Raw genomic sequence first — 16,322 nt, 5'->3', positions numbered from 1 at the left:
CGATGCCCTCGCAGCATGATTTCCGACCCTTTTTTAGGGTGACATATACTAAGCAGCCAGACTAACTCTCTCATTAATTTGAGATAATCGCTCAAGCCACAGTTGTTTATAGAATGTCATCTGTTGTGGAGTGAAAAGGAATTCATTACAGGAACCATCGCTGATTAAATAAATTAAAGCTGCTTGTTCAAGCTGATACAGTGTTTCAATTGGAATGTAATAAGCTGCCAACTGAATAATTTTGTCCTCAATCCAATCCAGAGAAAGTTTAGGCTTTAGGGATGTTTTCAAGTCACTAAGAGTTAAACTTTCTCGATACAAACCTAGCTGATCAAATTTTCCAAAGTATTGATACTTGAAGCTCACAATGAACTGCTCTGAAAAAAGACAAGTTCCGAAATTAGGTAATAAGCTGTTGAGAGCCTGGAAGTAGGATTCATAAGATTTGCTAATTGATTTAGCTTCTCCCTCAGTCAAGTAAGAGTGAAGATAAGAATGAACAGCATTTCCAGCACCAATCGCTTCATCTCGAATACGTTTAGCTTCTTTATTGCCAACTCTAGCTTCCCATTTGCGAAGAGCCTCCCTAGATCTATCATCTTGCGTCAGTTTAAGAACATTGCTAACGCTATAGAAGACATTCTGCTTACTTAGTTCTGCACTTTGAGGCACGTAACAAAACTCACTAGCAAACTTCGCTCTAGTGAGAATGGGTAAGTTGTTCTCGCTAGAATTTAGAGGATGAAGTGTACCATCGAAACTACGACGGTAGAGAGCTGCTTCTGGTAGCACTTTTTTTTCAGTCATAGACATTACACCCAGTATCTATCTAAATGTCATTCGCTTTCTTAATTTGTTGTGCTTGTGCTTCTAAACCCTTTAAAGATTGCATCAATTTTACTCGTTTATTAGGGTCTGTTTCTTTATGGATTAATTGGCGAAGCTGATGCATTTTTAGATGTTGTCGATTAGGAAGCTTTAACTCACCTTCTTTAACAATGACTCCAGTTATTTCACGCGGTTTGTTGCCAACATAATGCTTTTCCTTTTCCCTGTTATCGTGTAGTCCACAACGATGAAACTGCTTCTCAACTTGCCAAATCAACCCACCTGGTATCTGTGTACCCGAAATCGTGACATCATCCATGTAGACAGTTAAAGTGCAAGTTGCACCCTCTACGATTTCATTGATTGCCTCCCACATATCCATATGGGCAAAGTAGGAAAGTATAGGACTTAATGGACTTCCAGTCGGCAGATGATTTTTGAAAGTCGAGAGTTTTGTTAGGATGCCAGCAACATCTGAAGAACATTTCATTTGTTTGTGGAAGAACCAATAAACACGCCTCGATGGTGTAGAAGGGAAATATTTTTTGATATCAAGACTCCTGACTACAGCAGCATTTACATGAGCTTTAGCATTACTGATATAGCAACGTCCCTTTCCTGAAGCATATATGTAATCCGGAATCTTGATTCGCTTCAAAAGCTCTTCAATCCGCTTCTGAACTCGCTTTAAGGGGAGCTTTGGCTCTTCCACCAGACGGGACTTTTTTTTCTTTGGATCAAATCTGTCTCGCTCTATGTACAAATCCTCTGAAAGGGTAAGTATTTCGAGTTTGTTTTGGCTTATCTGCAATAGCTTTGCAAGTCTTTCTTTAGATTTCAAGCAGTAAAAGGGTGACTGGTCTAATTGATACTCTTTATATCTACTCCTCAGCATAAGAATGACCAGACCTTTCAGCAATGAAATTGAGGATTGCAAGAATCTTAGAGGATACAAATGTCCTCAGCTTTTCTGTTTTCACATCTTTGTTCAAGCTTTCCGAGAAAAACATAATCGAGGATACAGGTATATCAAAAACCCCTGAATAACGATTGAGCAAATCAAGTGTTGGAGCCTTTTTCCCGGACTCAATTTCCGAAAGATACGACTTGGATATTCCTAGTTTTTCCGCTAACTCTTTTTGCGATAATTGATAGAACACCCTCATCAACTTTAGAGCTTCATTTAACATATCTAACCTCCCTTGGCTAGAAGGTTTCTTAAAAGGTTATATAGAAAGATTAGCAGTCTAGTTCTGCCAAAAATCGATCAGCCATTTCAACATTCTGAAAATATCCGGACCAATTTGAAATAGTAGACGGAGCGTTTCAGGTTTGCAGAGCCATTTTAGCCACTGCTTATACTTACGCTTTTTCAACTGCTTCTGCCGTTTGTCAGGGTTTTGGCTGTTCATAAGAACTCCTTAACGTGGGTTTGATTGCACTCATTCACAAGACTGCGAATGAGGCTTGCCTCAAGCAAACCGGAGAACGGCAGATTAAACTCTCGCTATACCAAACGCAGCAAGTTGCCTGGGCTGCGCTAGTGTGCTTAGTACTCGTCAGCGTGTGGGGGTGGGCGGGCTTTGGGGTTCGTTTGTTGGATGGTTGCCCACGGTCGTGGACGTTTCCGACCCTGATTGATGACGAGTTGTACTTAGTAATGCAGTAGTAGATTTCGGTGGTTGTTTCAGCGTGGACTCGCATTGATGCTTGCGCTTATGCGATCGCTGGAGTTTCTACCAATCTACCAATACTGTATTACTGATAAACACGGCAGAAGCTGGTTTCCCATCTTCCTCAGACCACAAAGTGATCCAGTGAATGGCAAGTATCGTCCTTTCAACCTGACTGAATCTAATATAGCATAGTTCTACGAATTTTGTTCGCTATTAGCGAACATTTTCCAAAGATTGTCAGTTTTGGGGGTGTTCACATCCCACAGCTAAGCTTACAACTGCGTTCCTAATACTTACGAAAATACCCTGAAATCTATATATATTTCATGCTGGCTTTGTCTAGCAAAAAAACAATAACTTGTCAGAGAAAGCAAGCTTTTGCTCTTTGCAGCTACTCTAGCTTACGGTAAGCCGTCCTTGGAGCGTATACGCTAACGCACTCAGCATTTGTCAAAATAGATGACGGTGATCAAATAAAGGCTAAAGGATGAAATACTCCGTACTTCATACTACCTACGGGAATCCATCCGCAGGGCGTCTACACACTTTTGCCTTCAGTTCATACTTCATACATCAAGAAACCGCTTTTTGCTAGCTAAATTTAATGGCTGCAAGATATAGGGGTAACTGCACAATACAGTATCTGGGAAGAGTGCAAAATGATAGACGAAGAGCAACAGCAAAACAATACAAGCCAGCAATTAGATGAACAAACCGAGGAAAAGCAAGCAATGACGAGCGACTCTACAGCCCAAATAAATGCCAATGCAACTCAAAGCGAAGTGACTGAGCAAGTGGTAAGCCAAACCGACGAATCTCGAGAAACAGCTACGCAAAAGCAAGACAATGGTGTGGCTGCAACTGAGGCTGCTGCTCATGAGTCAACAGCCACACAAGGAGAACTCACTCAACAAATTGAGTCCCTCAAAGCGCAGCTAGAAGAACGCAGCACTCAATATATGCGGATTGTGGCTGATTTTGAGAACTACCGCAAACGGAATCAAAAAGAGAAAGAAGACTTAGAACAGCAGATTAAGCGCAATACGATTACTGAATTATTGCCAGTTGTCGATAATTTTGAACGAGCAAGAGCGCAAATCAAACCCCAAAACGATGGGGAGATGACCATTCATAAGAGTTACCAAGGCGTTTACAAGCTATTAGTAGATTGCTTAAAGCGCTTGGGTGTCGCACCTATGCGTCCTGAAACTCAGCCTTTCGATCCTAACCTGCACGAAGCAGTATTGCGGGAACCTACGGATGAATATCCTGAAGGAACAGTGTTAGAAGAGTTAGTACGCGGATATTACTTGGGCGATCGCGTACTGCGCCATGCAATGGTCAAAGTAGCTGCTCCGAAGGAAGAGGCATCCTCTTCTGAGGAAAATCAGTCGAGCCCAGCCAATAGTTAAGCTGTAGTCGCTCGCCTTACTGACCAAAAGTGCCTGGGAAACTTGGGCGAGCATCGCATATCTAACCAAAAAGTAAAGATAGTCCGCGAAACATCACGCCCGAAGTTGAGCAGCCTTTACCCGGTGGGAGCAGATGCTAACACCGGACTCTGCTGCTTGAAACTTTAAGGGAACACTCAGTAAAAATACCGATATTTATGGGAAAAGTTATTGGGATCGACTTAGGCACTACCAATAGTTGTGTCGCGATTCTCGAAGGTGGTCAACCGATCGTCATTGCTAATTCAGAAGGTGGGCGAACCACTCCTAGTATTGTAGGATTTGGTAAAGGCGGTGAACGCTTGGTCGGTCAACTGGCAAAGCGTCAAGCTGTCACTAACGCCGAGAACACAATTTTTAGTATTAAGCGATTTATCGGTCGTCGCTGGGATGATACCGTAACAGAACGCGAACGTGTACCTTACACCTGTGTCAAAGGTCGAGATGATACCGTTGATGTCCAGATTCGCGGACATAATTACACACCACAAGAACTCTCCGCAATGATCCTGCAAAAACTCAAACAGGACGCGGAAAACTTCTTGGGTGAGTCTGTCAATCAGGTAGTGATTACAGTACCTGCCTATTTTACAGATGCCCAAAGACAAGCGACTAAAGACGCTGGCACCATTGCCGGACTAGAAGTCCTACGGATTATCAATGAACCAACCGCTGCTGCCTTAGCCTTCGGGTTGGACAAGCAAGACCAAGAACAGATGATTCTGGTATTTGACTTGGGAGGTGGTACCTTCGATGTCTCCATCCTACAACTTGGGGATGGAGTGTTTGAAGTTAAGGCGACTTGTGGCAATAACCACCTGGGTGGGGACGACTTTGATAACTGTATCGTGCTCTGGATGATGGCACGCTTCCAGCAGGAAGAGAAAGTTGACCTTGCTCAAGACAAAATGGCTTTGCAACGCTTGCGAGAAGCAGCGGAAAAGGCAAAGATTGAACTTTCCAGTATGGTCAGTACTTCAATTAACTTACCTTTCATCGCCGCTGATCAAACTGGGCCTAAGCACCTGGAGATGGAACTCAGCCGCGCCAAATTTGAAGAGTTAACGGCACATCTCATCGAGGCTACCATTGAACCGATGAGCCAAGCGCTCAAAGATGCGGAACTCAAACCACAAGATATCGACCGGATGATCTTGGTGGGCGGTTCCACTCGCATTCCTGCTGTTCAAAATGCTCTGAGCAAATTTTTCAATGGCAAAACTCCAGATCGCTCTGTCAACCCTGACGAAGCAGTAGCATTAGGAGCTGCTATCCAAGCTGGAGTGCTGGGTGGTGAAGTTGATAATTTACTTTTGTTAGATGTCACGCCCTTGTCTTTGGGACTTGAAACATTGGGAGAAGTGTTCACCAAAATTATCGAACGCAACACCACAATTCCAACCAGCAAGTCTCAAGTCTTTTCCACAGCAGTTGATGGGCAAAGCTCGGTGGAAATTCACATCCTTCAAGGTGAACGGGCAATGGCCCGGGATAACAAGAGTTTGGGGAAATTTCTGCTTGCTGGAATTCCGCCAGCTCCCCGTGGTGTACCGCAAATTGAAGTCTCTTTTGAAATTGATGTTAATGGCATTCTCAAAGTTTCAGCACAAGACAAAGGCACTGGTCGAGAACAAAGCATTCGGATTACCAATACAGGTGGCTTGAGTGCCAACGAAGTTGAAAGGATGCAGCAACAAGCTGAAATGTTTGCCGAAGAAGATAGAAGACGCATACAACTGGTTGAACTTAAAAACCATGCGGATAATCTGTTGTACAGTTACGATTCGACCTTAAAGCTTAACGGAAACTTGATTAGCGAACAAATGATAGCTTTGGCAGATGAAAAACTGTCACATCTCAAAGCAGCTATGGCTGATGAGCGCATCTCCGTCGCAGAATTCAAACAACGCTTGGATGATTTCCAGCAAACTCTATTTGCCATTGGTGCTGAGGTATACAACCGAGATTACAACCAAACTGATGAGGTTGCTGAAGCTTCAGATAGTCCATTGCCCTCAGAACTAGCAGCACCTGTTGATGGAACGCCAACACCGCAATTTAATTTTGATTTTGAAGACGAGAGTACGATGCCGGCTGATTATGAGGCAATAGACTAGTACATCACGGGGGAAATAATCGGAGCGTTAAAAAGACACAAAAAGCTTATGTTGTTAACGTTTGCGCCTTCTGCCTTGTTGTACTAAAGGATTTTGAAGAGGAGGTGGGGTGTAACGGAGTATGAGGGTTGTGTGCAAAAATCACAGATTCTAAATACAGACTCTTTTACACTCTTAAATAATTCAATCTCCCAAATTGACTTGTGGGATTCCCCCATACACTGACTCCCCTAGGGACAGCCAACCTTTAATGAACGGTTTTCCACACTTTTTAGTGCGGCTAGCCCCTTTGTAAAATGAGCGGACTTTTTGCAACCTACGTAGCACAATTGTAAAGGAGACAGCCTCAGGATAAACGCTTTTGTCGTCTACTATGAAGAAAGTATCTGTTACTGTTATCAGTGCAGAGCAATGAGTACTGAGGAGTCACTGCGTTGCGAAGCCAGCGCTATGCAGGAGGGTTTCCCACGCCACTCCGGGCGTGGGGTTCGCCCCGTTCTAGCAAGTGGCGTGCCTGAGTAAAAATTTTGCTGGTTTCAATTTAGTGTTTGATTTCAAAACTAATTCCAGATGATTATTACTCGGCGCTCAGGACTGTTATGGTGATTTTTGTAAAGGGTAAAAGGTAAAATTTAGTATTAATAAAACTTAACTACTGCCTTCTGCCTTCTGCCTTCTTGAACTTCTAAGTGGCGAAAGCCGTCGCTTTTGAGTTCTCTGTGCATAGCTGCTTTCTACCTTTTAACTTTCACCTTTGCTATATGGCTCGCGATTATTATGAAGTTCTAGGTGTCTCTCGTGACGCCGACAAAGAAGAAATCAAACACGCTTACCGCCGTTTAGCCCGGAAGTATCACCCCGACGTGAACAAAGAACCGGGAGCGGAAGAGCGCTTTAAAGAAATTAACCGTGCTTATGAAGTGCTTAGCGAGCCGGAAACCCGTGCTCGTTATGACCGCTTTGGTGAAGCGGCTGTGAATGGTGGGGCTGGCGTAGGCTTCCAAGATATCGGTGATATGGGTGGCTTTGCCGATATATTTGAAAGCATTTTCAGCGGCTTTGCTGGCAGCGGCATGGGTGGTACAACGCAAAAACGGCGCAGTGGACCTGTGCGGGGTGATGACCTGCGGCTAGACCTGAAGCTAGACTTTCGGGAAGCAGTATTTGGTGGAGAAAAAGAAATTCGCATTTCTCATCTAGAAACTTGTGAAGTCTGTAGCGGCTCCGGTGCTAAACCAGGAACTCGCCCTCGCAGTTGTTCGACTTGTGGCGGAACGGGTCAAGTACGCCGCGTCACCCGAACACCCTTTGGTAGCTTCACCCAAGTTTCGACTTGTCCCACGTGTAATGCTACGGGAATGGTCATCGAAGACAAATGCGATGCTTGTGACGGTAAGGGTGCAAAACAAGTTACGAAGAAACTGAAAATATCCATTCCGGCTGGGGTGGACAACGGCACACGTTTGCGAATCTCTGGAGAAGGGGATGCAGGTCAACGTAGTGGTCCTCCTGGAGATTTGTATGTTTACTTGTTTGTGAATGAAGATGAGGAATTCCACCGGGATGGCATCAACATTCTCTCAGAAATCAAAATTAGCTACCTGCAGGCAATTTTGGGCTGCCGCTTGGAGGTAAATACGGTAGACGGTCCAGAGGAATTGTTAATTCCACCAGGAACCCAGCCTAATACTGTAATGAAGTTGGAAAGCCGTGGCGTACCCCGCTTGGGTAATCCCGTCAGTCGTGGCGACCATATGATTACGGTGTTAATTGATATTCCCAATAAGATCACTCCGGAGGAACGGGAACTCCTGGAAAAGCTCGCTAAAATTAAAGGAGATCGCACAGGTAAAGGCGGTCTAGAAGGATTTTTGGGAAACTTGTTCCACCAACGATGAGTCTATCTTCCCTCTCAACTCCTAATGTTCAACTGGATTTGCGCGGCACCCCTTGCCCGATAAATTTTGTACGTACGAAACTCCGTTTGGAGCAAATGAACCCGGGAGAGTTACTAGAAGTCTGGTTAGATCCAGGGGAACCGATTGAGCAAGTTCCTGATAGTCTGGCAATGGCAGGCTATCAGGTAGAGCAAATTACAGACTGCGTTGGTTACTTTTCCTTGCTAGTGTGCCGTCCTGATAGTGCCTCATGAGAGGGGAAGGGTTAAAAACTACTGAGCATCTACTGGGCACGGTCTTAGCCGTGCAAGCTAATTTTTACCGAGTACAGCTAGATCAAGAGGAGGGGGAGAGGGGGAGAATGGGAGAGAGGGGGAAGAGTAACAGTTCACAGACTCCCCTAATCCCCCACTCCTCGACTCCCCCACTCCTTTTGTGCACCCGCAGAACCCGTTTGAAAAAAATTGGGCAACAGGTCATGGTGGGCGATCGCGTGGTCGTGGAAGAACCTGATTGGGCTGGTGGACGAGGAGCGATCGCTGAGATATTACCCCGTAAAAGCCAATTGGATCGTCCGGCGATCGCTAATGTCAACCAAATCCTATTAGTATTTGCCGTGGCAGATCCCCCCTTGGAACCTTACCAACTGAGCCGTTTTCTTGTGAAGGCTGAATCTACAAGTTTAGATGTCGTTTTGTGTCTCAATAAGTGCGATTTAGTTTCAAAAGAACAGCAAGTAAAAATTAATGAGCGCTTAACGAATTGGGGTTACCAACCTGTATTTATTAGCGTGGGTAAAGGCATAGATATTGACCAGGTAGCCAACAAGCTCAAAGATAAGATGACTGTGATAGCCGGACCTTCTGGGGTTGGTAAGTCTAGTTTTATCAACGAGATGATTCCCAATGCTAACTTACGAGTGGGAGAGATTTCTGGGAAACTAGCCAGGGGTCGCCATACAACTCGTCACGTAGAATTATTTGAATTACCTAGCGGTGGTTTGCTAGCAGATACTCCCGGCTTTAATCAACCTGACCTTGATTGTGCCCCTGAAGAATTAGCACAATATTTCCCAGAAGCAAAGCAGAGATTAACGGTTGATAGCTGTCGTTTTGGTGATTGTCTGCATCGAGACGAGCCAGGATGTATCGTTCGTGGAGAATGGGAAAGATATCAACATTATTTAGACTTTTTAGAGACAGCAATTGAGCACCAGACTCAGCTTAACCAACAGGCAGACCCTGAATCCACTGTAAAAGTGAAAACCAAGGGCAAAGGACAGACTCAGTACGAACCGAAGCTAGAATCTAAAAAATATCGCCGGAGTTCACGCAGAACGCAGTTGCAGGAGTTGCAGCAGTTGTATCAGGAGAGTGAGGAATCGTAGAACAAGAGCGGATTTACGACCTACTGATGGGGAGTCACGATAGCAACACACTCATTTTGTGCTATTCAAGTATTGTGAAATTCTGGTGGGGCAACTTTTCTTCCGATATAGCTGAAGTTGGGATAGTTTGAACATCTATCATCTATGATGTAGAACTTACAATCGAGTGAATTTCAACCACTGGTGGAGTGAGATCATTAAGATCCCCATAAAGTCTTAAAATATTCTTAACATCTGCCAAACCCCCGACCTTCAATCTACACGTACCACCCCGGAAGTATTCATTATGGCTATCGGCTACGTTGCGCTTGTACTTCACGCACACCTGCCCTTCGTCCGTCACCCAGAAAGTGATTATGTGCTGGAAGAAGAATGGCTTTATGAAGCCATTACCGAAACCTACATTCCTTTGCTGCGAGTATTTGAAGGCTTAAAGCGAGACGGCGTTGACTTTAAAATTACGATGAGCATGACACCGCCTCTTGTGTCAATGCTGCGTGATCCTTTGTTGCAAGAACGCTACGACGCTCACCTAGCCAAACTAGAAGAACTTGTAGAACTAGAAATCGAGCATAATGTCCACAATGGACATATTCGCTATTTAGCCGAGCATTACGCCAGCGAGTTTAAGGCGACGCGAGAAGTTTGGGAACGCAACAAGGGGGACTTGGTAACGGCTTTTAAGCAGTTCCAAGACACAAATAACGTAGAAATCATCACTTGCGGTGCTACCCACGGCTACCTACCGCTGATGAAAATGTATCCGCAAGCTGTGTGGGCGCAAATTCAGGTAGCCTGTGAACACTACGAGGAAAACTTTGGACGCCCGCCCAAAGGCATTTGGTTGCCAGAATGCGCCTACTATGAAGGTGTAGATCGGATGTTAGCCGATGCAGGGTTACGCTACTTCCTCACTGATGGACATGGCATCCTTTACGCTCGTCCTCGTCCTCGCTTTGGCAGCTATGCCCCAATTTTTACAGAAACTGGTGTCGCTGCCTTTGGTCGAGATCATGAATCTTCTCAGCAGGTGTGGTCTTCTGAGGTAGGCTATCCTGGTGCAGCAGAATACCGCGAGTTTTACAAAGACTTGGGCTGGGAAGCTGAATATGAGTACATCAAGCCCTACATTATGCCCAATGGTCAGCGAAAAAATACGGGCATCAAGTATCATAAAATCACCGGTCGCGGCTTAGGACTAGCAGATAAAGCGCTCTACGATCCCTACTGGGCAAGGGAAAAAGCAGCGGAACACTCTGCAAATTTCATGTATAACCGTGAACAGCAAGTAGGGCATCTTTATGGTATAATGCAACGCCCGCCAATTATTGTTTCTCCCTACGATGCCGAGTTATATGGACATTGGTGGTATGAAGGTCCTTGGTTCATCGATTACCTATTCCGTAAGTCCTGGTATGACCAAAAGACCTATGAAATGACTCACTTGGCAGATTATTTACGGGAAAATCCAACTCAGCAAGTCTGTCGTCCTTCACAATCGAGTTGGGGTTATAAAGGATTCCACGAGTATTGGTTGAACGAAACGAATACATGGATTTACCCACATTTGCACAAAGCCGCAGAACGCATGATTGAAATATCAAACCGGGAACCAGAGGATGAGTTGGAATGGAAAGCACTCAACCAAGCGGCGCGGGAATTGCTGTTAGCGCAATCTTCCGACTGGGCGTTTATTATGCGAACAGGAACGATGGTACCCTATGCGGTAAGAAGGACGCGATCGCACCTGATGCGCTTTAATAAACTCTACGAAGATATCAACATTGGCAAAATTGATAGTGGTTGGCTGGAAAAAGTTGAGATGATGGACAATATTTTCCCCAATATCAATTACCGAGTGTATCGTCCGTTGTAATTATTTCGCATAAATTCGCATCAATATGTAAAGGTGTAAAGACTTTCTTTGCACCTTTTCAGCCATTGGCTTACCATCCTCATCTGGGTATTCAATTGGGCATTGAGCCGAAAACCCTGCAAAAACGGAAATAGAAGCTGAAAAAGCTTCTTCTATATAGGTTTCAGATTTTTAACTCTCCAATTTTACCCAAACATAAGAAGGCTACAAGCAGACACATTGTAGTACATAACTACTAATTAGACAGTCAGAACTCAAATGCCAACTTATGACCCTAAGTTGGGAAAACACACTTATGTGGTGACAATGCTCACAACCACAAGAAATTAACACTTTTCGCCACCCATTCTACGTTATGGCTCAAACGTTAACCGCTCCCCACTTGTCGGTAACGAGTGCAAATACTCTGCTACTTGAGGGGTAGAAATATGTCGGTGATAGCCTCATACTCAGGCACATCAGGAAAAAAACTGACTCTCTGGAGATACAGTGGAAAGTCTCGCGGTTCTTCTCCGCTCAGCGGGAGCCATATAGAGTACAGAAAGAGCCATATTCTCTAGACTACTCACTCGGAATTAATAAAGCTTGACAGAAGTTGCTCAACCAGTGCACCTTAGGGTATTTTGTTGTACTGCACACTCATAGCGGGTTATTTTTGACGAGCTTATCGAAAATAATCCGCAACCATGAAGGTAATTGGTAATCAAAATAAACGCCCTTAAAGATATTTTGTAAATCCCAACAAATAACCGAATGTTGGTAATAACAGGCGAAACAACATTCATTTTTTAGGGGTTCTGAGTATGACTACTGGAACTATTCAATAATCGAAAGTTGGTAAAATGCAAAATTTTTGACTCACATCTCTCAACTCTAGCCAGTTTGATAGCAGCTTTAAGTCCTTACACACCAGACATATCAAGCGGTATGGCGATTATGTTATGAACGAGCAAAATATTCCCCAACCATTTGGAGATACAATTCATCTCTCTCCCCAAATCTCTAAAACCTAGAATTGGCAAGGCTTTTCAGCTTCTATTTCCGTTTTAACGCAGATCTCGGCTCAATGCCAATTGGAGTCATAGGAAAGTACTCTACTGCGGCTGTCATTGGCAATCCCTCAACTCATTTGGAGTTTAGGTTATATGGTATCGCTAAAAAAAGACAGGCAAAATGCCTGTCCAATAACTGATAATTTGGCTCTTAATTTAGAAATTCATTTCCGCAGCTTGAACTTTTTCAACCTGCTTCTTCTTGAGAACGAGCATAACTTGAGCCAACATCACAAGTGCGACGAACGCAATCAACCATTGAACTCTGCTTGCATCTTGCAGCACGATTTCCCCGTCATCTTGACCGAATCCACCAACGTTAGGGTTGTTGGTCAAAGGGTCATCTTTTTTGACCGCTTGTCCTTCGGAAACAATCAATTCTGGTCCAACAGGTATAGTGTCAACCACTGTGTTTCCAGATTCTGGCTGGATGCTGACTTGATACTTGACGTTACCGTCTTCATCTTCTGTTTTGGCGATCTTGCTAATCGTACCAGTGGCAGAAGCAGCATACACCGCGTTGTTGCTCTTTTCACCAGTTGGGTAAACTTGTCCGCGTCCCCGGTTAGCACCTAAATGGACAGCATATTTACCAAAATGGATATTCTTGTCAGTTGCGGGGTTGGGAGAAAGAACGGGGAAGACGATTTCCTGATATTGTTCACCAGGTAGCGGTCCGACGATAACGACGTTTTCCGCATCTTCTTTGTATGGTTGGTAGTATAAACCTTCGACTTCTTCCTTCCACTCTTCGGGAATGCGGTCTTCAGGAGCAATCTTGAAGCCTTCTGGTAGCATCAGCACTGCACCGACGTTTAAGCCGACTTTGGAACCATCAGCACCCACCTGCTGCACGCTTGTATCGTAGGGAATTTTTACCACGGCTTTAAACACCGTGTCAGGTAGAACAGACTGGGGAACTTCTACTTCGGTTGGCTTTGCTGCTAGGTGACAGTTGGCACACACAATCCGTCCTGTTGGTTCGCGGGGGGTTTCAGGGTAGGTTTGCTGTGCCCAAAAAGGATATGCTGAAGCTGCTTGAGGAAAGGCTAAATCGCTGGTGAAGAAAAATGTCACTGTAGCGATCGCCACGAGCAATGTTCTCACAATTGCTTTTGCACTGCGAGCTAAACTCGCTGTTTGACAAACATTTCTCATCTCTATAAGGACAACAAGGACAACAATTCTCTGATATTAGTTATTAGTCATTGGTCAAGAGTCAAATTTCGACTCCAGACACAGCACTGATTAAGCCCACCAAGGGTCGTCACCTGTGCGGAAGTCGGTTTCAGTCCAAGAAGTTAGGACGATTTTGTCTTCTTCGACTTTTGCATGGCTCAAAGCCAATGATAGAGGTGCTGGACCCCGGACAACTTTGCCAGTAGCATCGTACTGCGAACCATGACAGGGACACTTAAACTTGTTCTCTGCTGCGTTCCAAGGAACAACGCAACCCAAGTGAGTGCAAACAGCGTTAATGCCGTAATCGGTAATCGCTTCTTTGCTATCTACCACAATATAGGTGGGGTCTCCCTTGAGTCCCTGAACAAGAACGCGATCGCCTACATTATGGCTTTCTAAAAACTTGCTAACGCTGACATTGTTGCCCAACTCGTCCTTTGCAGTTGTACCACCACCAGCAGCACCAGTAGACGGTGGAATAAAGTACTTGACAACGGGATACAATGCTCCCAGAGCCACTCCGGTTACAGTTCCAAAAGTCAAAAGATTCATGAATTGACGACGCCCCATATCGGGTACGTCCATTGATTCAGAAAATTGAGCCATAACCTACACGTTCTTTGTGTATTTTGTTAACAAATTTGACTAGAGTTCTAATACTTCAGAAACTCTTGTCTGGGTCAAAATGATAATGCCTACGTAAAGATACCAGAATGTTCTTTGTAAAGATATCTCTAGTATCTTTTTTGGTAGCATTACATTTCTTTATAGTCTTATGATACTTGAGCAAAGGAACTTAACATCATAACTAAATGTAAAATCTTTGAGAAAGCCTATGACAGGACAGGAATTACGCCAACTGTTGCTTGAGAAGTGGGGACGCTCCTACGATGTCCAGTTACGCCGAACACAGGGTAAAATATTTTTACAAGTCATGTGGAAATACCTAGAACAAGCTTCTTTCCCCTTGAGTGAGGTAGAGTATCAAGAGCATCTAGATAGTGTCGCCAATTATCTGAGTGGTTTGGGTGGTGAGACACAGGTGAAAACATATATTAGAGAAACACGAGAACGCCCACGACTTGGTAAAGCTGTGAGCATTCCGTTAGATTTGGGCGAACGGTCTGCGGAATGGTTGATAGAGTAGTGAAAAATATGAGCCGCCCCGAAGGGTAGGCTAGAACGCCAACAGAAGAATAGGAGATGTTAGAAAATTCTTTTGCCCAGAGGTACGTCTCTATCTGGCTGAATTAAAACGACTTTACCATCGTCTAGCACTACGCCTAAGACAAGAACTTCAGACATAAAATCAGCGATTTGACGAGGTGGAAAGTTGGTGACAGCTAATATTAACCTATGTGTTAAATCCTCTTTTTGATATAGCTTAGTAATTTGAGCGCTAGATTTTTTGATGCCCAAATCACCAAAGTCTATCCAAAGTTTGTAAGCTGGTTTTCGTGCTGTAGGAAAATCTTCTACTTTAATGACTTTGCCAACACGAATTTCTACTTTTTCAAAGTCTTCATAGGAAATTTGTTTCATTTAAGGGTCTAGCAAAAGTCAAAAAAATAATAGAACTCTTGCAAAAGTCTATTTTTTTATAGAGAACCACAGATGTAGGCGTAAGAGTCTGAGAAGTCTTATTTTTTACTCTACGGGGCGACTAGAAGTCGCGGCTACACAATCAAAACCCGCCTACGCGGGTTTAAAATCCCTTATTTTCATTAGTCTGCGTAGGCAGACTTTGCGTGTGTAGTAGCGTTCGCGTAGCGTGCGCCTTAGCGCATATTATATTCGCCCAAAACTTTTCAGACATCCTCTAAGCCGTGCCGTAGGGTACACTGATGAACACTGATGAATTATCTGTGTTCCTCTAAGGTTTATTTTTAAAGATGATTGACTTTTGCAAGCACGTCTAATTTAAAATTTACCGTTTTAAATTACCGTTTTAAATTTTAGATGATTTGTCCCCTACACCTTGTCCCTATGACAGACTTTGTCATTTGCCTGTCAGCTTAACCAAACCAATCCCGCCAAAGTAAAGTCCCAGAACTGCTCCTGCTAAGAGACTTTGGGTGAAGGGGTCAGTGGAAGGTGTGAGAATTGCGCCTAAAACCACTGCTCCCAAAATGACGTAGCGCCAACCAGAAAGCATTTGTTTAGAAGAGACAATCCCTAAAGCACCAAGCAGCACTTGGATGATAGGGATTTGAAATGCTAACCCAGTACTAAACAGCAGCAACAAGACAAATTCAAAATATTTGTCAATCGACCAAAGCTGCTCTACTACGTCTGCACCATAGCTGATGAAGAATTTCAAAGCAGCTGGTATTAACAACAAGTAAGCAAATACTATCCCCCCTGCAAACAGAAAACTTGACCCCAAAACCACAGGTCCCACCAAACGGCGTTCGCGACGAGTCAGTCCAGGGAGGACAAACTGGATAATCTGGTAGAGCACAAACGGGCTAGACAACAGCAACCCACTGTAGCCTGCAACTTTCACGGAGACAAAGAAATATTCTCCAGGAGCCAGTTGCAGAAATTTTACTCCCTGTGCTGGTACTTCTAGCAGCTGAACAATTGGCTTAACGGCTAAGAAGCAGCCAATAACACCCACTGCTACAGCAATAAGCGAGTAAAAAATCCGCTGTCGCAACTCGTCTAGGTGATCAAAAATTGACATTTCGACTTCACCAGGCAACTCATCGAGAGGATCTATAGGATCTTCTTCTGGTTTTGAGTCGCCATGTACTTTAAGGTCAATGTCAGGAGTTGTTGTGTCTACGTCTTGTGAAGATGTCATGAGTCAGCTACAGGGCGTCACTTGTTAACCATTGTATCTAGGGGAGCAA

The 16,322-nt window shown here is 44.2% G+C and carries 16 protein-coding genes; 8 read left to right on the top strand and 8 right to left on the bottom strand.

The window, feature by feature from the left end; all coding sequences use genetic code 11:
* Positions 1–48 precede the first annotated feature (48 nt).
* Genes MAS10914_RS0109675 through MAS10914_RS0109665 form a run of 3 tightly spaced genes read right to left on the bottom strand, consistent with a single transcriptional unit; the run spans position 49 to position 2,018 of the window.
* On the bottom strand, positions 49–807 hold the full coding sequence (locus MAS10914_RS0109675) for a hypothetical protein (protein WP_017315729.1): 759 nt from the start codon (positions 805–807) through the stop codon (positions 49–51).
* A gap of 22 nt (positions 808–829) precedes the next feature.
* Positions 830–1,669 (bottom strand): reverse transcriptase family protein, encoded by an 840-nt coding sequence (locus tag MAS10914_RS0109670; protein WP_232224138.1) that lies wholly within the window; start codon positions 1,667–1,669, stop codon positions 830–832.
* A 40-nt stretch (positions 1,670–1,709) separates the two neighbouring features.
* Positions 1,710–2,018 (bottom strand): helix-turn-helix transcriptional regulator, encoded by a 309-nt coding sequence (locus MAS10914_RS0109665; protein WP_017315727.1) that lies wholly within the window; start codon positions 2,016–2,018, stop codon positions 1,710–1,712.
* A gap of 516 nt (positions 2,019–2,534) precedes the next feature.
* On the opposite strand from MAS10914_RS0109665, the gene MAS10914_RS34040 reads away from it, so the two are divergent.
* The 7 genes from MAS10914_RS34040 to MAS10914_RS0109625 all read left to right on the top strand — a co-directional run bounded on the left by MAS10914_RS34040 (position 2,535) and on the right by MAS10914_RS0109625 (position 11,233).
* Positions 2,535–2,696 (top strand): hypothetical protein, encoded by a 162-nt coding sequence (locus MAS10914_RS34040; RefSeq protein WP_156818121.1) that lies wholly within the window; start codon positions 2,535–2,537, stop codon positions 2,694–2,696.
* 467 nt (positions 2,697–3,163) lie between these two features.
* Positions 3,164–3,916, top strand: coding sequence for a nucleotide exchange factor GrpE (gene grpE, locus MAS10914_RS0109650; protein ID WP_017315724.1), 753 nt, complete (start codon positions 3,164–3,166; stop codon positions 3,914–3,916).
* Positions 3,917–4,113: 197 nt separating this feature from the next.
* Complete coding sequence (gene dnaK, locus MAS10914_RS0109645; protein WP_017315723.1) at positions 4,114–6,072, top strand: molecular chaperone DnaK; 1,959 nt, start codon at positions 4,114–4,116, stop codon at positions 6,070–6,072.
* Between the two features lie 761 nt (positions 6,073–6,833).
* Positions 6,834–7,970 (top strand): molecular chaperone DnaJ, encoded by a 1,137-nt coding sequence (gene dnaJ, locus MAS10914_RS0109640; RefSeq protein ID WP_017315722.1) that lies wholly within the window; start codon positions 6,834–6,836, stop codon positions 7,968–7,970.
* Positions 7,967–8,224: a sulfurtransferase TusA family protein gene (locus MAS10914_RS0109635; protein WP_017315721.1), complete on the top strand. Its 258-nt coding sequence runs from the start codon at positions 7,967–7,969 to the stop codon at positions 8,222–8,224. Before dnaJ ends, MAS10914_RS0109635 begins: the two co-directional genes overlap by 4 nt.
* On the top strand, positions 8,221–9,357 hold the full coding sequence (rsgA, locus tag MAS10914_RS0109630; protein WP_017315720.1) for a small ribosomal subunit biogenesis GTPase RsgA: 1,137 nt from the start codon (positions 8,221–8,223) through the stop codon (positions 9,355–9,357). Before MAS10914_RS0109635 ends, rsgA begins: the two co-directional genes overlap by 4 nt.
* A gap of 286 nt (positions 9,358–9,643) precedes the next feature.
* Positions 9,644–11,233: a glycoside hydrolase family 57 protein gene (locus MAS10914_RS0109625; protein WP_017315719.1), complete on the top strand. Its 1,590-nt coding sequence runs from the start codon at positions 9,644–9,646 to the stop codon at positions 11,231–11,233.
* Positions 11,234–11,642: 409 nt separating this feature from the next.
* On the opposite strand, the gene MAS10914_RS36635 is transcribed toward MAS10914_RS0109625, so the two are convergent.
* The 3 genes from MAS10914_RS36635 to petC all read right to left on the bottom strand — a co-directional run bounded on the left by MAS10914_RS36635 (position 11,643) and on the right by petC (position 14,073).
* The gene (locus MAS10914_RS36635; RefSeq protein WP_408605894.1) at positions 11,643–11,774 is read right to left on the bottom strand and encodes a hypothetical protein; all 132 of its coding nucleotides are present in this window, start codon (positions 11,772–11,774) and stop codon (positions 11,643–11,645) included.
* Between the two features lie 667 nt (positions 11,775–12,441).
* A complete protein-coding gene (petA, locus tag MAS10914_RS0109620) occupies positions 12,442–13,443 on the bottom strand; it encodes a cytochrome f (protein WP_017315718.1) in 1,002 nt (333 codons plus the stop codon).
* Between the two features lie 90 nt (positions 13,444–13,533).
* Positions 13,534–14,073, bottom strand: a complete 540-nt coding sequence (petC, locus tag MAS10914_RS0109615) for a cytochrome b6-f complex iron-sulfur subunit (protein WP_017315717.1) — start codon at positions 14,071–14,073, stop codon at positions 13,534–13,536.
* Positions 14,074–14,302: 229 nt separating this feature from the next.
* On the opposite strand from petC, the gene MAS10914_RS0109610 reads away from it, so the two are divergent.
* Entirely contained in the window at positions 14,303–14,614 is a 312-nt protein-coding gene (locus MAS10914_RS0109610) for a DUF3067 family protein (protein WP_017315716.1), read from the top strand.
* A 59-nt stretch (positions 14,615–14,673) separates the two neighbouring features.
* On the opposite strand, the gene MAS10914_RS0109605 is transcribed toward MAS10914_RS0109610, so the two are convergent.
* Together MAS10914_RS0109605 and tatC are read right to left on the bottom strand one after the other, a co-directional pair.
* Positions 14,674–15,009 carry a tRNA-binding protein gene (locus tag MAS10914_RS0109605; protein WP_017315715.1) on the bottom strand — a complete coding sequence of 112 codons (336 nt, stop codon included), beginning with the start codon at positions 15,007–15,009 and terminating at the stop codon, positions 14,674–14,676.
* Between the two features lie 457 nt (positions 15,010–15,466).
* Positions 15,467–16,273, bottom strand: coding sequence for a twin-arginine translocase subunit TatC (gene tatC, locus MAS10914_RS0109600; protein WP_017315714.1), 807 nt, complete (start codon positions 16,271–16,273; stop codon positions 15,467–15,469).
* Positions 16,274–16,322: the final 49 nt, after the last annotated feature.

This window comes from Mastigocladopsis repens PCC 10914 (assembly GCF_000315565.1).
Classification (GTDB): Bacteria; Cyanobacteriota; Cyanobacteriia; order Cyanobacteriales; family Nostocaceae; genus Mastigocladopsis; species Mastigocladopsis repens.
Note: the sequence above shows the minus strand (reverse complement) of the source record. Positions and strands in the feature narration are given on the sequence as shown.

Excerpts from the sequence above, each read along its gene's own strand:
- MAS10914_RS0109675 (WP_017315729.1), bottom strand. The coding sequence starts at position 807 with ATGACTGAAAAAAAAGTGCTACCAGAAGCAGCTCTCTACCGTCGTAGT.
- MAS10914_RS0109665 (WP_017315727.1), bottom strand. The coding sequence starts at position 2,018 with ATGTTAAATGAAGCTCTAAAGTTGATGAGGGTGTTCTATCAATTATCG.
- MAS10914_RS34040 (WP_156818121.1), top strand. The coding sequence starts at position 2,535 with ATGCTTGCGCTTATGCGATCGCTGGAGTTTCTACCAATCTACCAATAC.
- grpE (WP_017315724.1), top strand. The coding sequence starts at position 3,164 with ATGATAGACGAAGAGCAACAGCAAAACAATACAAGCCAGCAATTAGAT.
- dnaK (WP_017315723.1), top strand. The coding sequence starts at position 4,114 with ATGGGAAAAGTTATTGGGATCGACTTAGGCACTACCAATAGTTGTGTC.
- dnaJ (WP_017315722.1), top strand. The coding sequence starts at position 6,834 with ATGGCTCGCGATTATTATGAAGTTCTAGGTGTCTCTCGTGACGCCGAC.
- MAS10914_RS0109635 (WP_017315721.1), top strand. The coding sequence starts at position 7,967 with ATGAGTCTATCTTCCCTCTCAACTCCTAATGTTCAACTGGATTTGCGC.
- rsgA (WP_017315720.1), top strand. The coding sequence starts at position 8,221 with ATGAGAGGGGAAGGGTTAAAAACTACTGAGCATCTACTGGGCACGGTC.
- MAS10914_RS0109625 (WP_017315719.1), top strand. The coding sequence starts at position 9,644 with ATGGCTATCGGCTACGTTGCGCTTGTACTTCACGCACACCTGCCCTTC.
- petA (WP_017315718.1), bottom strand. The coding sequence starts at position 13,443 with ATGAGAAATGTTTGTCAAACAGCGAGTTTAGCTCGCAGTGCAAAAGCA.
- petC (WP_017315717.1), bottom strand. The coding sequence starts at position 14,073 with ATGGCTCAATTTTCTGAATCAATGGACGTACCCGATATGGGGCGTCGT.
- MAS10914_RS0109610 (WP_017315716.1), top strand. The coding sequence starts at position 14,303 with ATGACAGGACAGGAATTACGCCAACTGTTGCTTGAGAAGTGGGGACGC.
- MAS10914_RS0109605 (WP_017315715.1), bottom strand. The coding sequence starts at position 15,009 with ATGAAACAAATTTCCTATGAAGACTTTGAAAAAGTAGAAATTCGTGTT.
- tatC (WP_017315714.1), bottom strand. The coding sequence starts at position 16,273 with ATGACATCTTCACAAGACGTAGACACAACAACTCCTGACATTGACCTT.